The organism is Cellulosimicrobium sp. NPDC030954 (assembly GCF_055571305.1).
The window spans coordinates 11,002-34,206 of record NZ_JBVIFN010000010.1; the positions used below are offsets into that span (position 1 = coordinate 11,002).

Consider the following 23,205-nt stretch of genomic DNA (forward strand, 5'->3'; position numbering starts at 1 on the left):
GGGGGGGGGGGGGGGGGGGGGGGGGGGGGGGGGGGGGGGGGGGGGGGCCCCCCCCCCCCCGCCGGGGGGGGGGGCCCCCCCCCCCCCCCCCCCCACCCCGACCACCCAACGCAACCACACGCCGTCGGGCACAACCGCGGCTCTACCTCGACCGACCAGCGTTCTACCTCGCGGGACCAGAGTTCTACCTCGGCGGACCAGGGTTCTACCTCGACCGACCAGGGTTCTACCTCGACCGACCAGGGTTCTACCTCGGCGGACCAGGGCTCTACCTCGCGGGTCAGAGGACGAGCTCCGGTTGGAGCTTCTTGATGGTCCAGACGCGCTGCTGGCGGGCCGCGAGGGTCGTGACGGCGAGGGCACCGGCCAGGACGAGGAGGAGGACCGTGACGTCGCGGGTCACCGTCGCCATGTTGCCGCCATACAGGAGCTGTCGCAGGCCCTCGACGGCGTACGTCATGGGCAGGAACTGGTGCATCGAGCGCAGCGGCTGCGGGATGGTCTGCCACGGGAACGTCCCGCCCGCGGTGACGAGCTGGACGAGCATGAGGACGAGCCCGAGGAACTGCCCGGCCGCACCGAGCCAGACGTTGAGCGCCTGGAGGATCGCGACGAACGTCGCGGACACGAGCACGAGGAACAGCGCGGTCCCGACGCCGTGCACCGGGTCGATGTCGAGCGCGAACTTGGTCACCGTGAACATCGCGGCGACCTGCACGACGCCGATCGCGGCCGGGGTGAGCCACCCGCCCAGGGCGGTGGCCAGGCCGGAACGGCCCGCGGCCAGCGCCCGCGAGGACAGCGGGCGCACGAGCAGGAAGAGCACGTAGGCGCCGATCCAGGTCGCGAGCGACAGGAAGAAGGGCGCGAGGCCGCCGCCGTAGGTGCCGGCGGACGACAGCGCCTCGTTCTTCACGGACACCGGGTTGCCGATCGTCTCTGCCGTGTCCTGGCGAGTCTGCTCGTCGAGGTCCGGCACCTGGCCGAGCCCTTCGGCGAGCCCGTCGCGGAGCTGGGTGACGCCGTCGACGAGCTCGCCGGACCCGTCGCGGAGCTGCGACGTGCCGTCCGCGAGCGAGGTCGCGCCGTCGGACACCTGACGCGTGCCGTCGGCGAGCTGCGCGACGCCGTCCACGAGCTGCGGGGTCGCGGCGGCGAGCTGCCCGGTGCCGTCGGCGAGGCGGTCCGCGCCGTCGGCCGCCGTCGCGATCCCGGCGGAGAGCTGGGGCGTCGCGGCCGCGAGCCGGGCGGCGCCGTCCGACACCTGGCGCGAGCCGTCGGCGAGCTGGTCGAGCTTCCCGGAGGCCGCGGTCACCTGGTCGACGGCGGCCTGGACCTGCTCGCGCTGCTGGTCGAGCACGGGCGCGACCTGCGCCCGGACCTGGTCGGCGGTCGCCTGGTCGAGGACGCCGTCGGCGACGAGCTGGTCGAGCCGGGCGTCGACGTCGCCGCGGACCGTGTCGAGCGCGGGCAGCACCTGGCCCGCCGCGTCGGCGGCCTGCTGCCCGTACTGCGCGACCTGCGCGTTCCCGTCCGCCACCTGCGCGGCGCCGTCGGCGAGCTGGCGTGTCTGGTCGGGCAGCGACGACGTCGCGCCCCGGAGCGTCCCGAGCCCGGAGGCCAGGGACTCGGCGCCGTCGTCGAGCTGCCCGACGGCGTCCGCGAGCGTCCCGGTGCTCGCGTCGAGCCGCTCGGCGCCGTCGGCGGCCCGGCCCGCGCCGTCGGCGAGGGTGTGCGCGCCGTCGTCCGCGGTGACGAGGCCGTCGCGGAGCTGCGTCGCGCCGTCGAGGAGCTGGTCCGCGCCGTCCACGGCGTCGGCGAGGTTGGTGTGGATGGACGCGAAGCCGCGCAGGAACGTGTCCGCCGCCTCGGTGCCCACCTGCTCGGCGATGGAGTCGCGCACCTTGCCGACGATCTGGTCCGCGATGGTGCGCGCGAGGTAGTTGTTGGCGTCGTTCGTGATGAGCGTGAGGCTCGCCTGCTGCGGCGCGAACTCGCCCGCCGACGCGAGGTCGGCGGAGAACGTCGGGCCGATGACGAGCGCGGCGTCGTAGCGCCCGGACCGCACGCCGTACTCGGCGTCCACCTGGCTCGTCTCGACCCAGCCGAACCCGCCGTCGTCGAGCAGCTGGTCGGCGACGTCGCGCCCGAAGTCGCGCCGCGTCGTCGCCCCCGTCTGGGCGTCCGTCGTCGTCGTGCCCTCGTCGAGCACGACGAGCGCGGCGGGGATCTCGTCGAGCTTGTCGTACGGGTCGTGGTTCGCGAACAGGTAGAGGCCCGCATAGAGCGTGGGGATGAGCGCCATCGCGAGGATCGCGAGGCGCGGCAGCGTGCCGGCGGCGAGGCGCCGGAGCTCGGACAGCCCGAGGCGGATCGCAGTCATCGGCCCTCCTGGTCGTTCTCGACGTCGGCGCGCGCGTCGAACCCGGGATCGTTCCTCAGTTCGTCGCCAGCCTGGGGAGCGACCCCGGGTTCGGCAGCGTCCGTGACCTGGTCGGGATCAGGCACCGGGTCCGGGGCGGGCGGCGAGGTCGGGCGCGTGCGCAGGACGACGACGGGAGGCTCGTGGATCGAGGCGCCGCGGGCCGGTGGCAGGTCGACGCCGAGGTCGCGGGCCGAGGCGCGCGTGCACTGCACGAGCACGCCGTAGCCCGCGGCGGCGAGGGACTGCGCGACCTCCCACCAGCCCGACGGCTCGCCGCCGTGGCGGTCCGGGAGGGTGAGCACGAGGAAGCGGACGTCGGGGTCCTCGGCCGCGAGCGCCGCGAGGAGCGCGGTGCGCACGACCCCGGGGACCTGGTCGAGGCGCCGCCCGCGGTCGGCGGCGAGGGAGTGGTCGGCGAGCCAGCGGGTGACGTCGGAGGGCAGCGACCGTCGTCCGGCGAGCGCGAGGCCCTCGGCGACGACGTCGGACACGGTGAGCGCGTCGTCGGGCTCGCTGATGCCGGGGACGTCGACGACGGCGGTCACGTCGCGCAGGGTGGCGGCGGCGCCGCGCGCGGCCCGTCCGGACCGCCGTGACGGCGCGCTCGCGGGCAGGAGCCGGACCTCGCCCGCGGACGGATCGAACCGTCCCGTGGCGACGAGGGCGAGGGCGGTGTGCCCGTGCCCGGGCTCGCCCGCGACGAGCACGCTCTCGCCCGTGGACCAGGCGAGGTCCATCGGCTCGAGCATCGGCTCGCGCCGCCCGTCGACGCGGACGTCCGTCAGCGTGATCTGCATCCCGGCTCTTCCCTCTCGTGGGTCCCCGGTCCTCCCCGAGGACGCCGTTGACTCACGGTCAACAACGCTACGCCTCTTGTTGACTCGCGGTCAACAACGGCGTACAACGGATGTCATGCCCCGCACGCCCGCTCCCTCGTCCGGCGCCCCGGCCCCGGCCGGCGCGCCGAGCCCGCCGCCCGGCGCACGCCGCCGTCGCGAGCCCGCCGACCGCCGTCGGGAGCTGCTCGACGCCGCCGCGCGGCAGGCCGACGAGCACGGCCTGGACTCCCTCACCCCCGCGGTCGTCGCCGCGCGGTCGGGAGCGTCCAAGGCCCTCGTCTTCCACTACTTCGGGTCCACCGCGGGACTGCGCCGGGCCGTCGCGCTCGAGGCCGTGGCGGGGCTCGAGGCGGCGACCGTCGCACCGGACGATCGTCCTCTCGCCGAGCGTCCGGCGCTCGCCGTCGCGTCGTTCCTCGACGCGGTCGAGACCCGCCGCCTCGTCTGGCAGGACCTGTGGCGCGGCGCGCTCGCCGAGGACGACGCGACGCAGGAGGCGCTCGCGCGCGTCCGGGAGGGCCTCGTCGCCCGGCTGACCTCCACGGTCTCCGCGACGTCCGGCGCGCCGCTCACGTCGCCGCGCCTCCGGCTGATCGCCGCGGGCTGGGTCGCGCTCGTCGAGAACGTCACCGCCGCATGGCTCGGCGGGAGCGACCCGTCCCGCGCGGAGATCGAGCGGCTCGTCCTCGCGAGCGCGGTCGTCCTCGTCCCCGAGCTCCCCGAGCCCGCGCGCGGCGCCGTCCTCGCCATCGCCCGGGCGAACTCGGGCGCGGCGGGCTAGCGTCGGGAGAGCGCCCGCCACACACGGACACAGGGCGGGGCGGACGAGGTCGGGAGGCAGCGCATGCGCGTGGTGGTCGTCGGGGCGAGCGGGAACGTCGGCACGGCGGTGCTGCGCCGGCTCGCGGCCGAACCCGTCGTGACGTCCCTCGTCGCGGTCGCGCGGCGCGTGCCGCGCGCGGACGGGTCGAGCACGGTGCGCGCCCCGCACGACGCGGCGACGTGGCGGTACGCGGACGTCGCCGCCGCCGACGCGGACGAGCGGCTCGACGCCGCGCTCGCCGGAGCGGACGTCGTCGTGCACCTCGCGTGGGCGATCCAGCCGAGCCACGACCGCAAGCGCCTGCGCCGCGTCAACGTCGAGGGCACGCGCCGCGTCGTCGAGGCGGCGCAGCGCGCCGGCGTCGCGCACGTCGTCGTGGCGTCGTCCGTCGGCGCATACTCCCCCGCCCCGTACGCGGGCGACGCACGCGACACCCCGGTCAACGAGGGCTGGCCCGTCGAGGGGATCCCCGGCTCGTCGTACTCCGAGGACAAGGCGGCCGTCGAGACGCTGCTCGACGACCTCGACCGTCGGAGCGGGATCGTCGTCTCGCGCGTGCGCTCGGCCCTGGTGTTCCAGCGCGACGCCGCGTCCGAGATCGCGCGGTACTTCCTCGGCCCGCTCGGCACGCGCGTGCTCCGCCGCTCCCCCCTGCCCGCCGTCCCCCTCCCCGAGGGGCTGCGCCTCCAGGTGGTGCACGCGGAGGACGTGGCCGAGGCGTACGCGCGCATCGTGGTCGGCCGGCACCCCGGGCCGTTCAACGTCGCCCATCCCACGGTGCTCACGCCGCAGGACGTGGCGGACGTCGTCGCTGACGGCTCGCTGCGCACCGTCCCCTACGGGACGGCGCGGACCGCCGTCGCGGCCGCGTGGCGGGCACGCCTGGCGCCGGTGGGCGAGGGCTGGCTCGACATGGCGATGCGCGTGCCCGTGCTGGACACGAGCCTCGCCGGGGAGCTCCTGCGGTGGCACCCGGCCCACGGCGCGAAGGACACGCTCACCGAGCTCGTCGGCGGGATCCGCGACGGCGCCGGGACCTCGACCCCGCCGCTCCTCCCCCGCTGACCAGCCCGTTCCGCATCTCGACCACCGCCGAGCACGACGGAGGGTCGCCGTCCGGACGGACGACGACCCTCTGTCGCGATCGGCACGGTGGCGCGCGTCAGCTCTCGAGCGCGGCGTCCAGCGTGACCGTCGGGACGCCCGCGAGCGCCTTCGACACGGGGCACGTCGCCTTGGCCGTCTCGGCGGCCTGCTGGAACCCGGCCGCGTCGATGCCCTCGACCTCGCCGCGCACCGTGAGCGCGATCGTCGGGATCTGGAAGCCGCCCGCGGGGTCCGGCGCGAGCGTGACCTCGGCGGTCACCTCGAGCGAGACGGGCGTCGCGCCGGCCTCGGCGAGCACGGCCGAGAACTGCATGGCGTAGCAGGACGAGTGCGCGGCGGCGATGAGCTCCTCGGGGCTCGTGACGCCGCCCGCGTCGTCCGCGGCGCGGCGCGGGAACGAGACGTCGTACGTGCCGACCTTCGAGCTCGACAGCTCGACCTGGCCCTGACCGTCCTGCAGTCCACCGTTCCAGGCGGTACGAGCGATACGCGTGGGCATGCGAGATCTCCTTCGACGTCGGGGTACCCGGGAGGGACCCGGGCTCGTCCCGACCGTAACGCCCCGACGGCCCGCCTGCCCCCGAGCGCGGCGCACGTCACAGTCCCCCGAGATCGGCAGTCCGGGTCGAGATCGGCGGTCGCAGTCGAGATCGGCGGTCGCAGTCGCCGATCTCGACCGCAGGTGCCGAAGTCGCGGTGCGCTCGCACGAGCACCGCCCGGGCTCTCGGCGGCGCGCCCGTAGAGTGTGCGCCCGTGAGCGTCGAGGAGATCCTGGGGTTCGTCACGGGCGCCGCGTGCGTGTGGCTCGCGGTGCGGCAGAACGTGTGGACGTTCCCCGTCGGGCTGGCCAACAACGTGGTGTTCCTCGTGCTGTTCACGGGCACGGGCCTGTACGCGAACGCGGGACTGCAGGTCGTGTACCTCGTCCTCGGCGCGCTCGGCTGGTACTGGTGGCTGCGCGGCGGCGCCGACCGCGGGCGCCTCGTCGTGCACCGGACGCCGCGCGCCGCCTGGGTGGTCGGGCTCGTCGCCGCCGCGGCGACCACGGCCGCGCTCGTCGCGGTCCTCACCACCTGGACCGACTCGGCGGTGCCGTTCTGGGACGCGCTGACGACGTCGTCGAGCCTGCTCGCGCAGACGATGCTGGGGCGCAAGTGGGTCGGCAACTGGTGGGTGTGGATCGCGACGGACGTCGTGCTCGTCGGGCTCTACGCGAGCCAGGGGCTGTGGCTCACCGCCGCGCTCTACGTCGGGTTCGTCGCGCTGTGCGTCCAGGGCCTGCGCGAGTGGTCCGCCGCCCTGCGCACGCCGGGCGCCGGGGCGCCCAGGGACGACGGCGCGGGCCTCGCCGAGCCGGGCGCCGCCGGCCCGGCCCCCGTGCCCGACGACGCGGAGCCGGCCCGGTGACGCGGCTCGCCCACGGCCTCGTCATCGGCAAGTTCTACCCACCGCACGCCGGCCACGTGCACCTCGTCCGCACCGCGCTCGCGCGCTGCGAGCGCGTCACCGTCCAGGTGCTCGCCTCGACGAGCGAGTCGATCCCCGCCGCGCTGCGCGCCGAGTGGCTGCGGGCCGAGCTGCCCGGTGCGCGCGTCGTGCACGGGCTCGACGACGCCCCCGTCGACTACGCGGACCCGCACGCGTGGGACGAGCACGTGAAGGTCATGCAGTCGCTGCTCGACCCCGACGACCCGCCCGTCGACGCGGTGCTCACCTCCGACCGGTACGGCGTCGAGCTCGCGCGGCGCTTCGACGCCACGTGGGTCCAGGTGGACCCCGACCGCCGCCACCTGCCCGTGTCCGGCTCGGCCGTCCGCGCCGACCCCGCCGCGCACTGGTGGGCGCTGCCCGCGCCGGTCCGCTCCTGGTACGTGCGGCGCGTCGTCGTGCTCGGTGCCGAGTCCACGGGCTCGACGACCCTCGCGACCGACCTCGCCGCCCACCTCGGGCTCGACCCCGTGCTGGAGTTCGGGCGCGAGTGGTCCGAGGTCCGGCCCGGCGGCCTCGCCGCGCCGTGGCACACCGCCGAGTTCGACCTCGTCGCGCGCGAGCAGGCACGGCGCGAGGACGACGCCGCCGCGGTGTCGCCCGTCCCGCTCCTCGTGTGCGACACCGACGTGCTCGCCACCACGCTGTGGCACGAGCGCTACGTGGGCCACCGCTCCCCGAGCGTCGAGGCGCTCGCCGCCGCCCGCCGCCCCGACCTCTACGTCCTCACCGGCGACGAGATCCCGTTCGTCCAGGACGGCCTGCGCGACGGCGAGCACGTGCGGCACGCGATGCAGGACCGGTTCCGCGACGTCCTCGCCACGACCGGCCCGTGCCTGGCGGACCCGGCCGACGTCGTGCACCACCTCGGCCCCGCCGAGCTGCCGACGCCGGACGGCCGCCGCCCGGGCGTGCCGTGGTTCGAGGTGCGCGGTGGCCGGGCGAGCCGCCTCGCCCAGGCGCTGGCCGCCGTCGGGCCGCTGCTCGCGACCCCGCGCCACGTGGCCGACCCGCTCCCCCAGGCCGGCACCGACGCCTTCTGATCCGCGGACCCGCCCCGGCGAGCCCCGCGGACCTGGCACGGACGTCCCCGCGCCCCGCGCGGGACGGTGGCAGGATCGGCCCGTGACCGATCTCGAGCACGTGTCCTCCGCGCCGACCCGGCCGCAGCCCGCGGGGCCGGCTGACGGGCGCGACCCGTTCGCCCTGGGCGTCGACGACCTGTTCGGCACGCCCGTCACCGGGGCGGGCCCCGACGACGGCGTGGCCCGGGGCGGGCTGCCGCTCGACGAGAAGCTACGGCAGGCGTACTTCTGGGTCGTCAACCACGCGATCATCAGCCCCCACTACGACGTCGAGTTCGCGGCGCCCGGCGCGCGGGAGACGAGCTTCCGGCTCGGCGACTCGAAGGCGCTCCTCACCCTGCCGAGCGACCAGTCGTACTCGAGCTTCGTGCTGCTGCCGCTCCTGACGTTCGCCGTGCGGGGGCGGTGCCTCATGATCGGCGGGCCGGGGCGCGGGAAGACCGCGAGCGCCGTGCTCATGGGCGTCCTCGCGGGCTACCCGGTGCGCGACGTGCGCCGCGCGATGCAGCACGGGCACCCGCAGCTCACCGTGTCGGACCTGTTCGGCACGCCCCTGCCCAAGGACCTGGTGCAGGCGGACAGCCTCGCGGACGTGGACGTCGCGTGGCGGTCGTGGCTGGGCATGCGCGTGAAGATCGTCGACGAGTACAACCGCATCCCGACGCGCACGCAGTCGGCGCTGCTCACCGTGCTCGCGGACGGGTACGTCGAGGTGTACGACCAGGTCTACGAGACGGGCGACGCCGCCTGGTACCTCACGGCGAACGACGACGCGGGCGGCGGCACGTACCAGGTGGTCGACGCGCTGCGGGACCGCATCGACGTCGTCGTGCACGCGCTGCCGTTCAACAACCGCTTCCTCGGCGACCTCGTGGCCCGGGCCGAGCGGCGCGTGCGCCCGGAGGACAACGTGCCGCCGGAGATCGTGTTCGACGCCGCCGAGCACGACGCACTGCACGCCGCGATCCTCGCCGTCCCGTTCCCGGAGCCGGTGCGCCGCCGCCTCGAGTTCTTCGCGAGCCAGCTCGAGGTGCTGGAGCGCGCGGGGTGGCAGTTCGAGTACCGGACGAAGGACACGGCGCGCGTCGCGGGCGTGGACCCGCACCTCGTGGCGACGGCGGACACGGGCCGCGACCGGCTGGGCGACGTGGGTGCGCAGACCCTCAACGGCCTGTCGGTGCGCGCGCTCCAGTCGCTCGTCGCGTACGCGAAGGCGATGGCGTACTTCCGCGGGGACGCCGAGGTGGAGCTCGCCGACCTGCGCGCCGTGCTCCCGTTCGTGCTGCACGACAAGCTGCTCCCCGACCTGCAGTCGGCCCCGTTCGACGACCGCGAGCGCGAGCCGCTGCGCTCGGACCGCGTGTCGTGGATCCGCGACCTCTTCGACACGGCGTGCCGCCAGTACGACGCCGCCGGCCTCGACGACCAGGACGACGTCGGGGCGGTCCTCGCGGACGTCGCGGCCGGGTTCGAGGGGCTGCCCGAGGCGGAGGTGCTGCGCCGGCTCGCCCGGATCGAGCACGTGCTCGCGTCGTGGGAGAAGCACGCCAAGCTGCACGGCCACGTGTACGAGGACGCGCTCGCGCTCAAGTACGCCCACCAGCGGTACACGAACTACCTCACCTGGCTGCGCTGGAGCGGCGCGTGACGCTGCCCGACGGCGCACGGTCGCCGTCGGCCGGGGACGCGGCCCCCGCGGGTCGTCCGCCCTTCGCCGACCGCGCGCTCGCCGAACGGGAGCGGTACGACGCCGTCCTCGCGCGGGCCCTCGCGCTCGGCGCGGACCGCGACATCCTCGCCGACGCGGTGCGGGAGGTGGCCGCGGCCGCGGACCCGCTCGCCCGCCAGCTCGGTGCGGACGCGTTCGCAGCGACGTGCGACGCGCTCGTCGACGCGCTCGCGCGGCTCGCCGCCGCGCGTCGCTGGCGTCCTGGCGCACCGGAGCGACGCGCGCTCCTCGACGTCGTCCCGCGGCTCGCGCCGTGGCTCGCCCTCGCCCCCGCGGCCACGGTCGCGGCGGTCGTCGACGCCGCACGGGCCGTCGGGGGCGGTCCGGGGGCGCGCGGGGACGTGACGGCGTGGGCGGCGCGCGTGGTCGACGCGGCCGCCGTCGGGGTCGGCAGCCCGGCGGACGTCGGTCCGGGACCCTCCGCGGCGGACCTGGTCCGACGCGCGGTCCTCGTCGCGGCGTGGCGCAGCGGGCTCGTGCGCTACCGGGACGCGGCGCTCGACGCCGCGCGGTCGCTCCCGGAGCCGGTCGCGCGGGCCGCGCTGTCGTTCCCCGCGTCCGGGGCGTCCGGGGCGTCCGGGGCGTCCGGGGCGTCCGAGGCGTCCGAGGCGGACGGGACGGCCGACGCCGCGGGGCTGCGGGCCGTGCTCGACCGCCACGCCGCGGACCCGTGGTGGTGGCCCGCCTCCGGGCAGGGCGACGAGCCCGCCGGGACGCGGTGGGTCCGGCTCCCGGGCGCTCCCGGGCCCGCGCAGGTCCTGGGTCGCTTCGGCGGCTTCCGCGGGTTCGGCGGCCCGTGGCTGTCGCCCGCGCTCGTCGTCGGCGCCGACGCGCGCCACCCCGGCCTGCGCTGGGTGCTGCTCTCGACCGGCGACGGCCCGCCGACCGCCGTGGGCACCGCACCGGACACCGCGACCGTCGGCGCCGAGACGGTCGAGTGGACGCTCGTCGCCGACGTCCACGGCGCGTTCGTCGCGCGCGCCCCGGGCGCGGGCGACCACGCCACCGGCGCGGTCACGCCGCCGCGCGCCGACGTCGACGACCAGGGCCTGCACGGGTCGGACCACAGTCCCGCCGGACGGCCCACGCCCGAACCGGCCCCCGACCCGGCCCCCGCCCCGGCCCCCGACGCAGCCCTGACCGACGTCAGCGGCGCCGCGGTGGTCGAGACGCCGTCGGGCCGGCTCGCGCTGCTGAGCCGGACCGGCTCGTACGACGTCCTCCTCGTGCGGTGGCCCCGGTGAGCGCGCCGACGCCGGAACCCGTCGGGGCGCTGCCCGACGAGCGACCTCGCGCCGACCTCGGGGCGCTGCGCCGGCGGTGGCAGGCCGCGTGGCCCGAGGCGCTCGCGGCCTGGGGCCGGTTCACGCGCCTCGGCGCCCCGACGCTGCACGGCCCCGCCACGGTCCCGGAGGGGGTCGGGTCGTTCGCGTGGTTCTCGACGACGCGCGTGAGCGTGCACGTGGACCTCGCCGAGGTCGTGGAGCTGGGGATCGAGGACCACGCGGTCGCGGTCCTCGCGCACGAGGTGGGGCACCACGTGCTGTCCCCCGGCGACCTCACGACGAGCGCGCTCCTCGTCGCGCGCACGCGCGCCGGGCTCGTGGACCAGGACCAGCTCGCGCCGCTCACGGCGAACCTGTGGAGCGACCTGCTCATCAACGACCGGCTGCAGCGCCGCGCCGGGATCGACCTCGCCAGGCTGTGGCGCGCGCTGGGGCCGGGGACGAGCACGGTGATGCAGACCGTGCTGCGCGCGGACGAGATCCTGTGGGGCCTGCCGCGCGGCGACCTCACGGCGTCCGACGTCCCGGTGGCCGAGCGCGAGGCGACGCTCGTCGCGCGGCTCGTGCGCGCCTACGCCGACGACCCCGTCGGGGGCGCCGCGGGGTTCGCCGCGCTCCTGCGCACGCTGCTCGCGTCGGAGGCGGGGTCGCTCGCCACGGCGAAGGACCCCCGCCGCCAGGCCCGGCCCGAGCACGGGGACCGCGAGGCCCGCCGACGGCACCTGCAACGACGGCGGTCCACGCTGCCCGAGGTGGTCTGCGGGCAGGACGAGGTGGCCGGGGCGGTCCCCGGCGGGCTCGCGACCGACCCGCGCGCCGCCGAGCCGGTGCGGCACCCCGTGCTCGACCCGCGCGTCGTCGGGGACCTCGGGCTGGGGACGGCCGACGACCCCGCGACGGACGCCGCGCACCACGCGCCCGGGACGGACGGCGAGGGCGCGCACGACGCGACCGGCCAGGCCCTCGCGCCGGCGGACTACGACGCGACGCTCCGGCTGCTCGGGCTCACGACGGACGCCGCGGCGTCGGCCCGGCGCTGGTACCGCGAGCACGCCGCGCCCCTGCTCGTCCCGTTCCCCGTGCGCGAGCACGTGCGCGCCACGGAGCCGCTGCTCGGCGCGCACGAGCAGTGGGACGTGGGCGACGAGCTGGGCGACGTGGACTGGACCGGGACGCTGCTGCGCTCGCCCGTCGTCGTGCCCGGGTTCACGACCGTGCGCCGGTCGGTCGACGAGGACACGGGTGACGAGCCCGACCGCGTCCCCGTCGACCTCGACCTCTACCTCGACTCGTCCGGCTCGATGCCCGACCCGACGCGCCGCGTCGCGCCGATCGCGCTCGCCGGGGCCGTCCTCGCGCTCTCGGCCCTGCGCGCCGGGGCGCGCGTGCAGGCGACGACGTGGAGCGGGCCGCGGCAGGTCGCCGGCACGGACGGGTTCGTGCGCGACGAGGACCGCGTGCTCGACGCGGTCGTCGCGCACTTCGGCGGCTCGACGTCGTTCCCGGTCCCGCTCCTGGAGCGCACGCACCTCGGCGACCCGGCCACCGGTGCCCCGCCGACCCGCACGCGCCCGTGCCACGTCGCCGTCATCTCCGACGACGGCGTCGTGTCGATGTTCGACGACGTCGTCCGGATCCGCTGGGGCGCGCGACCCGACACCGAGCTCGTGGCGCCCCACGAGGGCGTCGCGGCGCGCGCCGTCGCGGCCGCCGGGGGCGGGGGCACGCTCGTGCTGGACGTCTCGGCGAAGGGCGCCGAGACCGTGCGGGAGCACGCCGTGGGCTACCGGGTCCACGCCGTGCAGACCCAGGACGACCTCGTCGCGTTCGCCCGCGCCTTCGCACGCGAGCTGTGGGGTGCCTCGGCCGGTGCCCCGGCGAGCACACCGTCGAGGAGCACGACAACGAGCAGCCGACCGGAAGGAGCCCACCGTGGCCGATGACCACACCCGCCCGACGGTCGAGGGCCCCGCGCTCGCCGACGTCGTGCACCGCCTCGCCGACACGCCTCCGGACGTGCTGGACCACCCCGTGGTCGTGGCCGCCGCGCTCGTCGGCGACACCGCGGACCTCCTCGCCGGCGGCGGCGCGGTCGGCGTGCTGCACGGCCCGCAGCGCGCCGCCGTCGCGGCGCTGTGCACGCACGCCCCGTACGCGGCGCTCGCCGGGACGGTCTGCTGGCTCCTGCGCGACGAGCACCTGCTCGCCGCGCCCGCGTCCCGGGCCGCCGTGACGCCGGGCGCGCTCGTGCGGGTCGTCGAGCAGACCGTGCCCGCCCTCGCCCTGCTCCGGACACCGGACGAGTGGCTGCACGCGCCGACGGCGCGTGAGGAGCTGGCCCGCGCCGTGCTGCGCGAGCTCGGGCTGCGGCCCGCGGGCGAGAGCCCCGAGGTCGCCCAGGACCGGTGGGCGGCCGTGAGCACCGCGGAGCAGCGCCGGATCGCGCGCGAGATGGCGCAGGAGGCGCGCCGCGCCGAGCAGCTCGCACGCGAGCTCGCGGAGAAGCGCGCCAAGGAGGCCGCCGCGCAGTACGCCAACTATTAGCGAAGCTCCTGACGAGGACTCCATGACGACACCCGACGACGCCCCCGACCTCACGCTCGACGAGTACGCGCCCGGCGCGGCGGTCGCGCTCACCGACGCCGAGCGCTGGCCCACGCTCGACGACGCCGGCCGCGCCGCGCTCGACGCGGTGCGGGACCACCCCGCCGCGCCCGCCTGGGTCCACGTCACCGGCGACCGGCTGCGCCCCGACGACCTGCCCGTGCTCGACGAGGTCGCGGCCCGCCTCGCCGCGGGGCGCGCCGACTCCCGCGCCGGCACCCACGTCGAAGCCGCGGTCGACGCCCGTCCCGGCAGCCGCTCCGAGGGCCCGGCCGCGCCCCCCGGCGTCGCGGCCGCGCCCTCCGCCCCGCCCGCCTGGGTGGGCGCCCTCGTCGACCGGGCGCACGCCGTCGTGCCGCGGTACCGCCGGGCGCGCGACCGCGGGGAGAGCCGGGCCGGGTCGCCGCTCACCGCGGTCCGTCCCGTCACGCGCGACGACCTGCGGCACGACGTGGCGTCGTTCGTCCCCGTGGACGTGCCGCTCGGGCGCGTGCTCGAGGGCACGAGCTCCGGCAGCACGGGCGCGGCGGTCCGCGTCCCGCTGCACCCCGTGGCCGTCGCGGCGGACCTCGTGCTGCTGCAGCACCTCATCACCGATCCGGCAGCGGGCGCCGGCGCGGCCTGGGAGCCCGCGCCCGGCCGCCTGGGCCTGATGAACCTCGTGGACCAGCGCGAGGCGTTCACGTACGCGTCAGCGATGACCGGGTTCCGGCGCGGCCCCGGCGTCGCCGCACCGAGCATGGCGCGCGTCAACCTCGACCCCGGCGCGTGGGCGCACCCCGGCGACCGCGCGGCGTTCCTCGCGGCGCAGGACCCGCAGGTGGTGTCGAGCTCGCCGCTGCCGCTCCTCGCGCTCGCCCGGCTCGCGGAGGAGGGTCTCGCCCTGCACCCGGTCGCGCTCGTCAGCGGGGCCGCGCACCTGTCCGACGTCGCCCGCGCGCGCCTGCGCGCCACGTGGGACGTCCCCGTCGTCGACCTCTACGGGCTGCGCGAGACGGGCGCGGTCGCGGCCCGCACGGACGCGGGACCGTTCGTCGTCGTCGCGGGCCGGCGCGTCTGGGTCGAGATCCTCGACGGCGGCGGCGCGCCCGTCCCCGACGGCGACCTCGGCGAGGTCGTCGTCACGGTCGACGAGAACCCGTACCTGCCGCTGCTGCGCTACCGCACCGGCGACCGCGCGCGGATCGTGCGGCGCGGTGAGCGGGTCGAGCTGCACGACCTGGAGGGCCGGTCGCCCGTGCGCTACCTGCGGCCCGACGGCGCGTGGGTGCCGTCGGTCGACGCCGCCCAGCACCTCCAGGCCCACGGCATGGCCGCGTGGCAGCTCCACCAGGCGGCCGACGGGGACGTCGTGCTCGACGTCGTGCCCGACGCGGCCGGCGACGTCGGGGCGAGGGCCGCGCGCGCCGCGGGTGACGCCGTCGGGCACCTCCTGGGACGCCGCGTCACCGTGCGCGAGGTGAGCCCCGCCCGGCTCGGGGCGGGCCGGGCCCGTCGCTGGTCGAGCGACGTGCCCGGCGGGGCCGCGTGACGCCTCAGCCGAGCTGGCCGACCGGGCGGTAGACGACCGAGGACGCCCTGTTGTCGAACGAGCCGAGCGTCGCGCAGTGCGGCGTGCAGTTCTTCTTCGTCCCCGCGTAGCTGTACGAGTCGTACAGGGTCACCCAGCAGCCCGCGTAGGTCGTGGCGGAGCTGACGACGTTGTTCATGAGCAGGTTCGCGAGGTTCGGGAACCCGTACGTGGACCCGCCGTAGCAGCCGTTGGTGCCGGAGCCGTAGAGCACCTTCGACGCGCCCTTGTAGCTGGCGTCCCGCCACAGCACGCCCAGGACGAGCGAGCTCGCCGCCGCGGTGGTCGCGCGCGCCGTCCCGGCGGACGCCGCCGCCGACGCGTTGAGCTCGGTGACCAGCCCCTCGACGTCGGCGGGCGTCGCGTCGGCGAGGCGTGCCGCGGCGACGTCGCCGCGCGAGGCGAACTCCAGCGCCTCCTCGAGCGAGTCGAAGCACACCTCGGGCGCCGGCGGGAGCGTGGCGGGGTCCTGGCCGGGCAGGAGGGGCTGGGCCTGCACCGCGCAGCTCTCCCCGCTGGACACCTGCGCGTCGGTGGCGTCGGCGGTCGGGTCGGTCGGGGCCGTGCGGTCCCACGTCACGACGCGCAGGTCGGGCTCGGACGCCAGGGCGGGGGAGGTGACCGTGGCGGTCACGACGACGCCGGCCACGAGCGCGGCGGACAGGACCCGGAGCGAGGATCTGGTCATGGTTCTCCTTCTGCGTGGGCCACGCCCCCGGGTTCGCACCCCCCGTGGACCTGACGCGGGAAGGGGACTCCCACAGGACGGCCACGTCCTGTGACCCCGCCCGCATCGTAGAGCGTGCCGGCCCCGTTGTCTCCGGCTCGGGACCCGGTGACGACGCCTGCCGCTGGGCAGGTCGGGCACTCGTTGGTTACCGTGCTCGGGTGGTCTGTGTCCCACCCGGGCGAGACCGCAGGGAAGGACCCATCCACGAACCCTTCGCCGAACCGGCCCTGCCGGGGAGATGAGTGTCGATGAAGCACCGTTCTCTACCCGTGTCACTGACCGCTGCCGCCGCGAGCCTCGCCGTCGTCGCCGCGGCCGCCGCGCCCGCTGTCGCGGACCCACCGCCCGACCCCGGGGACTCCCTCGGCGTGCAGTCGGGCGCGTCCCTCGCCCCGACCGACAAGGTCGCCCCGTCCCTCGCGAAGGCGAGCGGCACCGTCACGGCGTTCGTCGAGCTCGACGCGCCGTCGGCCGTCGACCTCGCCGCGCAGGGCGCGAGCCCCGACCAGGTCGAGGCCAACGCGCAGGAGGTCGCAGAGCTCGCGGACGACGTCGTCCCGCAGCAGGCGACCGCCCGCAGCGCCGGCGCGCGCGACCCCCAGCAGGTGTCGGTGACGAGCACGCTCGTCGCGGGCGTCGTCGTCACGGGCGACGCGGCCCGCGTGCGCGACCTCGCGCGCGACGCCTCCGTCGTCACGGTCTACCGGATCATCCCCAAGAAGCCGGCGAACAAGGGCACGGACGTGTTCACGCGGGCGCTCGAGACGTGGCAGAGCACGGGCCTCACCGGCGAGGGCGTGCGCATCGGCATCATCGACACAGGGCTCGACTACACGCACAAGGCGTTCGGCGGCCCCGGCACGCAGGAGGCGTTCGACGAGGCGTACGGCGACCGCGGCACCGGCCCGGTCCCCGACGGCACGTTCGACGAGCTCAAGTTCCTCGGCGGGCACGACTTCGCCGGGTACGACTACGACGCGAGCGGCACGGTCCCCGGCACGACGCTCGTGCCGACGCCCGACGAGAACCCCATCGACTCGCTCGACTCGGTCGGCTCCGGGCACGGCTCGCACGTGGCCGGCACGACGGCGGCGTACGGCGTCACCGCGGACGGCGAGACGTTCGACGGCGACTACTCCACCCTCACCGACATCTCCGACTGGCAGGTCGGCCCGGGCTCCGCGCCCGAGGCGGGCCTGTACGCGCTCAAGGTGTTCGGCGACCTCGGCGGCTCGACGGGCGTCGTCGTCGACGCGCTCGAGTGGGCGGCCGACCCGAACGGCGACGGCGACCTGTCCGACCGCCTCGACATCGTCAACCTCTCCCTGGGCTCCGACGGCTCCCCCGCGGACGACCCCGAGAACCTCTTCATCGACCAGCTCTCGCGCCTGGGGACGTTGTCCGTCATCGCGTCGGGCAACGCGGGCGACGTGACCGACGTCGGCGGCTCCCCCGGCAACGCGCGCACCGCCCTCACGGTCGCCAACTCGGTCGGCGACACCCAGACCTTCGACGCCGTGCGGGTCGACGCCCCCGAGGCGCTCGCGGGCGAGTACCCCGCCCAGAACTCGGTGGACTACGCGGGCGGGTCGGACGTGACCGCGCCGGTCGCGTTCCTCGGCGGCGACGTCGACGGCTGCCAGGCGTTCACGCCCGAGCAGGCCGCGGCCGTCGCGGGCAAGATCGCGTTCCTCTCCTGGGACGACAACGACGCGACGCGCGCGTGCGGCAGCGCCGCACGGTTCAACAACGCGCAGGCCGCCGGCGCGGTCGGCGTGCTGCTGTCCTCCGAGCTCTCGTCGTTCGTCGCGGGCATCGCGGGCAACGCCGGCATCCCCGGCGCGCAGCTCACCGGCCCGAGCCACGAGGCGCTGCGCCCGGCGATCGAGGCCGGCGAGGTCACGATGACCATCGGCCCGTCGCTCGCGCTGTCGTCGTTCGTCTCGATCCCGGAGATCGGCGACACGCTCAACAGCGGGTCGTCGCGCGGCGTGCACGGCTCGCTCGGCATCGCGAAGCCCGACGTCGCGGCCCCCGGCACGGGGATCGCCTCCGTCGCGTCCGGTCACCTGGACGGCGCGAGCATCAAGTCCGGCACGTCCATGGCCACCCCGCACGTCGCCGGCATCGCGGCGCTCGTCAAGGAGGCCCACCCGGGCTGGGCGCCCGCCGAGGTCAAGGCGTCGGTCATGAACACCGCGACGCACGACGTCTTCACCGGGCCGTCGGGCACGGGCACCGCCTACGGTCCCGAGCGCGTGGGCTCCGGCCGCGTCGACGCCGTCGACGCGGTCGCGAACACGACCCTCGCCTACGCGTCGCAGGACTCCGACCAGGTGTCCGTGGCGTTCGGCGTCGTGCCGGTCGGCAAGGACACCGTGACCGTGCGCAAGACCGTGACCGTGCAGAACACGGGCGACGCCCCGAAGACGTACGCGACGAGCTTCGCCCAGTCCAGCACCGCGGGCGGCGCGACCGTGTCGGTCGCCCCGGCGTCGGTCACCGTCCCGGCGGGGCAGCGCACGGTCGTCACCGTGACGCTCACCGCGGACCCGGCGACGCTCGCCAAGGAGCTCGACCCGACGTCGTCGGCCGACTCCGGCGTCGGCGTGCCGCGCGACTTCGTGTCCTCCGTCAGCGGTCGCGTCGTCCTGACCCCGACGAACGGCACCGCCGCGCTGCGGGTCCCCGTCCAGGCGTCGCCCAAGCTCGTGAGCGACCTCTCCGGCGACACCGTCGCCTTCCCGGGCTCGACGACCACGGCCGACCTCGACCTCGACGGTCGCGGCGTGGCGTCGGGCGGCTGGTTCTCGCTCGTCGCGCCGTTCGAGCTCAAGACGACGAGCCCCCGCCTCGAGGCGGACGCGGCGGTCGGCGCCTCGGCGTCGGCCATCGCGGCGGCCGACGTGCGCGCGGTCGGCTTCACGTCGACCGCACCCCAGGTCGCCGCGGACGGCGGTGACCCCGCGGACGGCGTCATCGGCATCGGCGTCGCGGTCGACGGGGAGTGGGCGAGCCTCGGCTCGGTCTCGATCCCGGCGGTCGAGGTCGACGTCGACTCCGACGGCACGGCCGACTTCGAGGTCGCGGCGATCAAGTACAACAGCGAGACGGACCTGACCCTCGCGGCCACGTTCACGCTCAAGGACTGGACCGCGCCGGACGGCACCGAGTACGAGGCCGGGGACAACGTCGACCTCCAGCCGATCAACTCGGTCTGGGGGAACGTCGACACCTCGGTGTTCGACAACAACGTCGTCGTGATCCCGGTCGGGATCGGCTCGCTCGGCATCGAGGAGGGCGACGTGCCGACCTTCCAGGTCCTCACGTACTCGCCCTACTCGCAGGCCGCCGACCAGCTCGTCGACGCGACCGAGACGTTCACGGGCGACCCGTACGACCCGGCCTACTGGTTCGACGGCGGCGACCAGCTCCTGTACGTCGGGGCCGACGACACGTCGATCCCGGTGCACCGCTCCGAGGCCGCGGTCGAGGCGGGCAGCGGCAAGCTCCTGCTGCTGCACCTGCACAACGGGACGGCGACCAAGCGCTGGCAGACCGTGGACGTCACGACGTCCGCCGTCGTCGACGCGACGGTCACCGCCGAGGCGCGCTGCCTCGGCGGCAAGGCGCACGTCGCGGTCCGCGTGCTCAACGAGTCGGGCGCGACGGCCGACGTCGTGGTGACCACGCCGTACGGCGAGAAGACGTTCCCGAACGTCAAGGACGGCAAGAACGCCTACCAGTCCTTCTCGTCGCGCGCCGCCTCGTTCGACGCCGGCTCCGTGACGGCGACCCTCACCGCCGAGGTCGGCGGCGAGGAGGTCACGACGACCTACGACGCCGACTACGAGGCGCTGAGCTGCTCCTGAGCCGCTCACCGCACCGCGCGAGGGCCGTCACCCGTCCGGGTGGCGGCCCTCGCCGCGTCAGGGGCCGAGCGGGCCCGAGCCGACGGCGGCGGCTACGCTCGCAGCGTGAGCGACTTCCCCACCCCTGACACGTTCTTCGCCCTGCGCCCCGGCCCCGCCGCGGGGACGGGGCCCGCCGGAGGGCCCGGCCTGCGACTCACGGTGCACGACCTGGGCGAGATCGTCCTGCCCAGCGGCCGGCTCGAGGCCTCCGACCCGTTCACGCTGCTCGGCGAGGGTCTCGTCGTGCAGGTGGAGCCGGGCCGCTACCCCGTGCGCGTCACGGTGGCCGACGTCTCCGACGAGCAGGACGGATCCCACCTGCGCGAGGCGTACCTGAGCGTCGTCCTCGCCGACGGCGAGGTGGTGGCCGTCGAGCCGGTCGTCCCGGAGGGCGCCGACGGGCCGCCCGAGGCCGGCGCCGCGTACGGCGTGCCGGTCGACGCCGGGACGGTCGCGTTCGCGGACGCGGACGCCGTCGCCCGGCTCATGCCCGACGGCGACTGGTACGACGAGGTGTTCGACGACGGCACGGACACGAGCTGGTTCGCGCTCACGGACTCCCCCGACCACCTGCGCGAGGGGTCGGCGAACATCCTGCTCCCCGGCGCGCAGGACGGCGAGAACGTCGTGCTCTCCCACTCGGGCTGGGGCGACGGCTTCTACCCGCTCGTGCGCACCGTCGCGGCCGACGGCACGGTGCTCGGCCTCCACCTCGACCTCCTCGTCGCCCTCCCGGACGAGGACGAGGACTGACGGTCGCGCCGAACCCGGGACCGCTCCTCAGCGGCGACCGTCGCTGAGGAGGGATCCCGGGTTCGGCGTCGTGGCGCGGGAGACGGCCGGCCCGGGGGCTGCGGGTCAGACCCGGGCGCCGAGGCCCTGCAGCTCGAGCACCAGGCCCTTGATCGCCGCCGCCGGGATCTGCCCCGCGTCGGACTCGACGAGCGAGGCGACGGAGGCGGGGATCTCGGCGTCGGAGCACAGCACGAGCGGGGTGTCGGCCGACGAGTCGGGCAGCCGGCCGTGCGAGCCCTTCACGTAGGACGCGTCGAGCGGGACGGTGCTCATGGCGTAGCGCAGGCCGACCTTCTTCTTCACGAGGTTGAGGCCGGCCTTCGCCTTCGCGAGCTTGTCCGCGGGGTCGAAGAACAGCTCGGCGGGGTCGTAGCCGGGCTTGCGGTGGATGTCGACGCCGCGCGCGTACTCGGGTGCGCGCGCGTCGTCGAGCCAGAAGTAGTACGTGAACCAGGCCCCGGGCTCCGCGACGACGACGAGGTCGCCGGAGCGCTCGTGGTCGAGCCCGTACCGGGCCTGCGCCTCGCGGTCGAGGACCTCGTCGACGCCCGGGACGCCGCGCAGCAGGTCGGTGACGCGCCGCTGCAGCGCCGGGTCGTGCTGGTCCCCGAGGTAGACGTGCGCGACCTGGTGGTCCGCGACGGCGAACGCGCGCGACGTCCACGGGTCGAGCTGCTCCTTGCCGTCCTGCACGTAGACCTCGAGCAGGCCCTCGCGGCGCAGGATGCGGTTGAGGTGCACGGGCCGGTCGGCGTCCGCGATGCCGTACTCCGAGACCACGAGGACGGTCACGCCCTGGTTCGCGGCGTCGTCGAGCAGGGGCGCGAGCGTCGCGTCGAGCTCCGCCGCGGCGGCGTCGGCCTGCGGGGACGTCGGCCCGAACCGCTGCAGGTCGTAGTCGAGGTGCGGGACGTACGCCATCGTCAGGTCCGGGGCGTGCGTCCGGAGCACGTGCCGGGTGGCGTCGACGATCCACCGGGACGAGGAGATGTCCGCCGTCGGGCCCCAGTACGTGAACAGGGGGAACTCGCCGAACCGGCCGACGAGGTCGTCGTGCAGCGCCGGCGGGCGCACGTACGCGTCCGGGGACTTGCGGCCGTCGGCGTGGTAGATCGGCCGCGGCGTGACCGTGACGTCCGTCGTCATGCCCATCGCGTACCACCAGCAGACGTTCGCCGACGAGTACTCACGGCTGGCGCGGCGCGCGGCCTCCCACAGCTTCTCGCCCTCGACGAGCCGGGCGTGCTGGCGCCACAGGTACACGTCGCCGAGCTCGCGGAAGTACCAGCCGTTCCCCACGATCCCGTGCTGCGACGGGCTGAGCCCCGTCGTCATCGTGGCCTGGACGCTGCACGTCACGGCGGGCAGCACGGTCGCGAGCTCGGACTGCCAGCCGCTCGCGGCGAGCTGGCGCAGGCGCGGCATGTGCGCGAGCGCGGTCGAGGTGAGCCCGACGACGTCGAGCAGCAGCACGGGCTTCATGCGGTCCTCCTGGTGGTGGTGTCCTGCGCGCCGAACACGACCTGACCCGCTGTCGAACCCGACGTCGAGGTCGTCGACGGCTCGTTCGCGTCCTTCATGTCGTGTTCGGCGGGGGTGGGGGTCAGGTGGGTCGTGGCCCAGCGGAGCTCGGCCGCGATGCCGGCGACGAGCGAGGCCGTGGCCGCTCCCTCCGGGAGCACCGACCACGTGTACGTCTCGACGTCGAGGTGGGCCTCGTCGCCGTGCGGGGCCGCCCGCACCGCGTCGACGGCGTCGCGCAGGACGTCGGTCGTCGCGGCGAGCGGGGCGGCGGGCTCGTGGTGCAGCGGCACGTGGAAGTGCACGCGCCACGGCCCCTCCCCCGGCAGCGCGTGCCCGACGCCGTCCCCCGGCCCGGGCGCGGGCCCGTCGCCGAGGGCGTCGGGCAGGTCGTCGGCGGCGAGCACGTCGCCCGCCGCCGTGAGCTCGCGCACCTGGTGGATGTAGCGCTTCTCGGCGAACGCGCCGACGGCGGCGCGCGCGGCCGGGTCGGACGGATCGTCGACGTGGAGCGCGGCCGACGCCTGCACCTTGACGACGCGCAGCCCGGCGTCCGTGATGCGCCGCACCGTGGCCGCCGTCCCCGCGCGACGGTCGGCGAACGACACCGCGAGGTGGCACGTGTCGAGGCACACCCCCACGTGCTCGGGGTCGATGTGGCTCTCCTCGGGGACCCCGGACGCGGTGCGTGCCGCGAGCCAGGCCACGACGTCGTCCACCGTGTCGAGGACGCACCCCGGCTCGGGCTCGACCGCGACGCGCACGGTCTTCCCCGTCCGCTCGCGCAGGTCGCGCAGGCCCGCGCCCAGCGCGACGAACGCGCGCGTCGCGGCGGCGTCGTCGGCCTCCGACCAGGGCTCGCGCCACGCGAGCGGGAGCGTCGAGATCGAGCCCGCGGCACCGTCGGGCAGCAGGTCGGCCAGGACCTCGGCGCACTCGAGCGTGTACGCGAGGCGCTCGGGCTGCGCCCACGTCGGCCGGTAGACGTCGAGCTTGACGACGTCCGCGTGGAAGCCGCCGTACGGGAACGCGTTGAGCGTGTGCACCTGCAGGCCCTGCTCGTCGAGGACGGCGCGCAGCCACGCGCGGTCGGCCGGCGAGGCGGCGAGCCGGTGCGCGAGCGTCGCGGGCATCCAGAGCCCGACCCCGAGGACGTCGAGGCCCGCGGCCGCGCGGACGGGGCCCGCGTAGGTCACGAGCTGCTCGACGACCCCGTCGAGGTCCTCGGCCGGGTGGACGTTGGTGCAGTACGACAACAGCATGGTGGTGGTGCCCTTCCGAGACGGCC

General features: G+C 76.0%; 17 protein-coding genes. 11 read left to right on the top strand and 6 right to left on the bottom strand.

The features are described from left to right. Positions 1-280: 280 nt before the first annotated feature. Together ACZ402_RS16860 and ACZ402_RS16865 are read right to left on the bottom strand one after the other, a co-directional pair. Positions 281-2,383, bottom strand: a complete 2,103-nt coding sequence (locus tag ACZ402_RS16860; RefSeq protein ID WP_375825534.1) for a YhgE/Pip family protein — start codon at positions 2,381-2,383, stop codon at positions 281-283. Beyond that, positions 2,380-3,222 (bottom strand): hypothetical protein, encoded by an 843-nt coding sequence (locus ACZ402_RS16865; protein ID WP_375825535.1) that lies wholly within the window; start codon positions 3,220-3,222, stop codon positions 2,380-2,382. The genes ACZ402_RS16860 and ACZ402_RS16865 overlap by 4 nt, the downstream gene beginning before the upstream one ends. Before the next feature lie 115 nt (positions 3,223-3,337). On the opposite strand from ACZ402_RS16865, the gene ACZ402_RS16870 reads away from it, so the two are divergent. Beyond that, entirely contained in the window at positions 3,338-4,045 is a 708-nt protein-coding gene (locus ACZ402_RS16870) for a TetR/AcrR family transcriptional regulator (RefSeq protein ID WP_375825536.1), read from the top strand. A gap of 63 nt (positions 4,046-4,108) precedes the next feature. Further along, complete coding sequence (locus ACZ402_RS16875; protein ID WP_375825537.1) at positions 4,109-5,152, top strand: NAD-dependent epimerase/dehydratase family protein; 1,044 nt, start codon at positions 4,109-4,111, stop codon at positions 5,150-5,152. Positions 5,153-5,249: 97 nt separating this feature from the next. Here ACZ402_RS16875 and ACZ402_RS16880 read toward each other — a convergent pair whose 3' ends face one another. Next, positions 5,250-5,693: an OsmC family peroxiredoxin gene (locus ACZ402_RS16880; protein WP_375825538.1), complete on the bottom strand. Its 444-nt coding sequence runs from the start codon at positions 5,691-5,693 to the stop codon at positions 5,250-5,252. Between the two features lie 255 nt (positions 5,694-5,948). On the opposite strand from ACZ402_RS16880, the gene pnuC reads away from it, so the two are divergent. From pnuC to ACZ402_RS16915, 7 genes are all read left to right on the top strand, one after another. Continuing rightward, positions 5,949-6,602, top strand: coding sequence for a nicotinamide riboside transporter PnuC (gene pnuC, locus ACZ402_RS16885; protein ID WP_375825539.1), 654 nt, complete (start codon positions 5,949-5,951; stop codon positions 6,600-6,602). Beyond that, positions 6,599-7,726, top strand: a complete 1,128-nt coding sequence (locus ACZ402_RS16890; protein WP_375825540.1) for an AAA family ATPase — start codon at positions 6,599-6,601, stop codon at positions 7,724-7,726. Before pnuC ends, ACZ402_RS16890 begins: the two co-directional genes overlap by 4 nt. 82 nt (positions 7,727-7,808) lie before the next feature. After that, positions 7,809-9,416 carry a MoxR family ATPase gene (locus ACZ402_RS16895; RefSeq protein ID WP_375825542.1) on the top strand — a complete coding sequence of 536 codons (1,608 nt, stop codon included), beginning with the start codon at positions 7,809-7,811 and terminating at the stop codon, positions 9,414-9,416. Further along, complete coding sequence (locus tag ACZ402_RS16900) at positions 9,413-10,741, top strand: hypothetical protein (RefSeq protein ID WP_375825543.1); 1,329 nt, start codon at positions 9,413-9,415, stop codon at positions 10,739-10,741. The genes ACZ402_RS16895 and ACZ402_RS16900 overlap by 4 nt, the downstream gene beginning before the upstream one ends. Then, the gene (locus tag ACZ402_RS16905; protein ID WP_375825545.1) at positions 10,738-12,726 is read left to right on the top strand and encodes a hypothetical protein; all 1,989 of its coding nucleotides are present in this window, start codon (positions 10,738-10,740) and stop codon (positions 12,724-12,726) included. The genes ACZ402_RS16900 and ACZ402_RS16905 overlap by 4 nt, the downstream gene beginning before the upstream one ends. Continuing rightward, positions 12,716-13,327, top strand: coding sequence for a hypothetical protein (locus ACZ402_RS16910; protein ID WP_375825546.1), 612 nt, complete (start codon positions 12,716-12,718; stop codon positions 13,325-13,327). Before ACZ402_RS16905 ends, ACZ402_RS16910 begins: the two co-directional genes overlap by 11 nt. A 22-nt stretch (positions 13,328-13,349) precedes the next feature. After that, positions 13,350-14,918: a phenylacetate--CoA ligase family protein gene (locus ACZ402_RS16915; RefSeq protein WP_375825547.1), complete on the top strand. Its 1,569-nt coding sequence runs from the start codon at positions 13,350-13,352 to the stop codon at positions 14,916-14,918. 4 nt (positions 14,919-14,922) lie between these two features. On the opposite strand, the gene ACZ402_RS16920 is transcribed toward ACZ402_RS16915, so the two are convergent. After that, positions 14,923-15,645 carry a hypothetical protein gene (locus ACZ402_RS16920; RefSeq protein WP_375825548.1) on the bottom strand — a complete coding sequence of 241 codons (723 nt, stop codon included), beginning with the start codon at positions 15,643-15,645 and terminating at the stop codon, positions 14,923-14,925. Positions 15,646-15,956: 311 nt separating this feature from the next. On the opposite strand from ACZ402_RS16920, the gene ACZ402_RS16925 reads away from it, so the two are divergent. Together ACZ402_RS16925 and ACZ402_RS16930 are read left to right on the top strand one after the other, a co-directional pair. Continuing rightward, positions 15,957-19,559 carry a S8 family peptidase gene (locus ACZ402_RS16925; protein ID WP_375825549.1) on the top strand — a complete coding sequence of 1,201 codons (3,603 nt, stop codon included), beginning with the start codon at positions 15,957-15,959 and terminating at the stop codon, positions 19,557-19,559. Positions 19,560-19,664: 105 nt separating this feature from the next. Beyond that, positions 19,665-20,354: a DUF4241 domain-containing protein gene (locus ACZ402_RS16930; RefSeq protein WP_375825550.1), complete on the top strand. Its 690-nt coding sequence runs from the start codon at positions 19,665-19,667 to the stop codon at positions 20,352-20,354. Between the two features lie 105 nt (positions 20,355-20,459). Here the strand turns inward: ACZ402_RS16930 and ACZ402_RS16935 are convergent, their stop codons facing one another. Both ACZ402_RS16935 and eboE read right to left on the bottom strand, forming a co-directional pair. Further along, positions 20,460-21,878: an alkaline phosphatase family protein gene (locus ACZ402_RS16935; RefSeq protein WP_375825551.1), complete on the bottom strand. Its 1,419-nt coding sequence runs from the start codon at positions 21,876-21,878 to the stop codon at positions 20,460-20,462. Beyond that, complete coding sequence (gene eboE / locus ACZ402_RS16940) at positions 21,875-23,179, bottom strand: metabolite traffic protein EboE (RefSeq protein WP_375825552.1); 1,305 nt, start codon at positions 23,177-23,179, stop codon at positions 21,875-21,877. The genes ACZ402_RS16935 and eboE overlap by 4 nt, the downstream gene beginning before the upstream one ends. Between the last annotated feature and the right edge of the window lie 26 nt (positions 23,180-23,205).

Bases quoted from the DNA above. Each gene is read 5' to 3' on its own strand.
- ACZ402_RS16860 (WP_375825534.1), bottom strand. From the start codon at position 2,383: ATGACTGCGATCCGCCTCGGGCTGTCCGAGCTCCGGCGCCTCGCCGCC.
- ACZ402_RS16865 (WP_375825535.1), bottom strand. From the start codon at position 3,222: ATGCAGATCACGCTGACGGACGTCCGCGTCGACGGGCGGCGCGAGCCG.
- ACZ402_RS16870 (WP_375825536.1), top strand. From the start codon at position 3,338: ATGCCCCGCACGCCCGCTCCCTCGTCCGGCGCCCCGGCCCCGGCCGGC.
- ACZ402_RS16875 (WP_375825537.1), top strand. From the start codon at position 4,109: ATGCGCGTGGTGGTCGTCGGGGCGAGCGGGAACGTCGGCACGGCGGTG.
- ACZ402_RS16880 (WP_375825538.1), bottom strand. From the start codon at position 5,693: ATGCCCACGCGTATCGCTCGTACCGCCTGGAACGGTGGACTGCAGGAC.
- ACZ402_RS16915 (WP_375825547.1), top strand. From the start codon at position 13,350: ATGACGACACCCGACGACGCCCCCGACCTCACGCTCGACGAGTACGCG.
- ACZ402_RS16920 (WP_375825548.1), bottom strand. From the start codon at position 15,645: ATGACCAGATCCTCGCTCCGGGTCCTGTCCGCCGCGCTCGTGGCCGGC.
- ACZ402_RS16935 (WP_375825551.1), bottom strand. From the start codon at position 21,878: ATGAAGCCCGTGCTGCTGCTCGACGTCGTCGGGCTCACCTCGACCGCG.
- eboE (WP_375825552.1), bottom strand. From the start codon at position 23,179: ATGCTGTTGTCGTACTGCACCAACGTCCACCCGGCCGAGGACCTCGAC.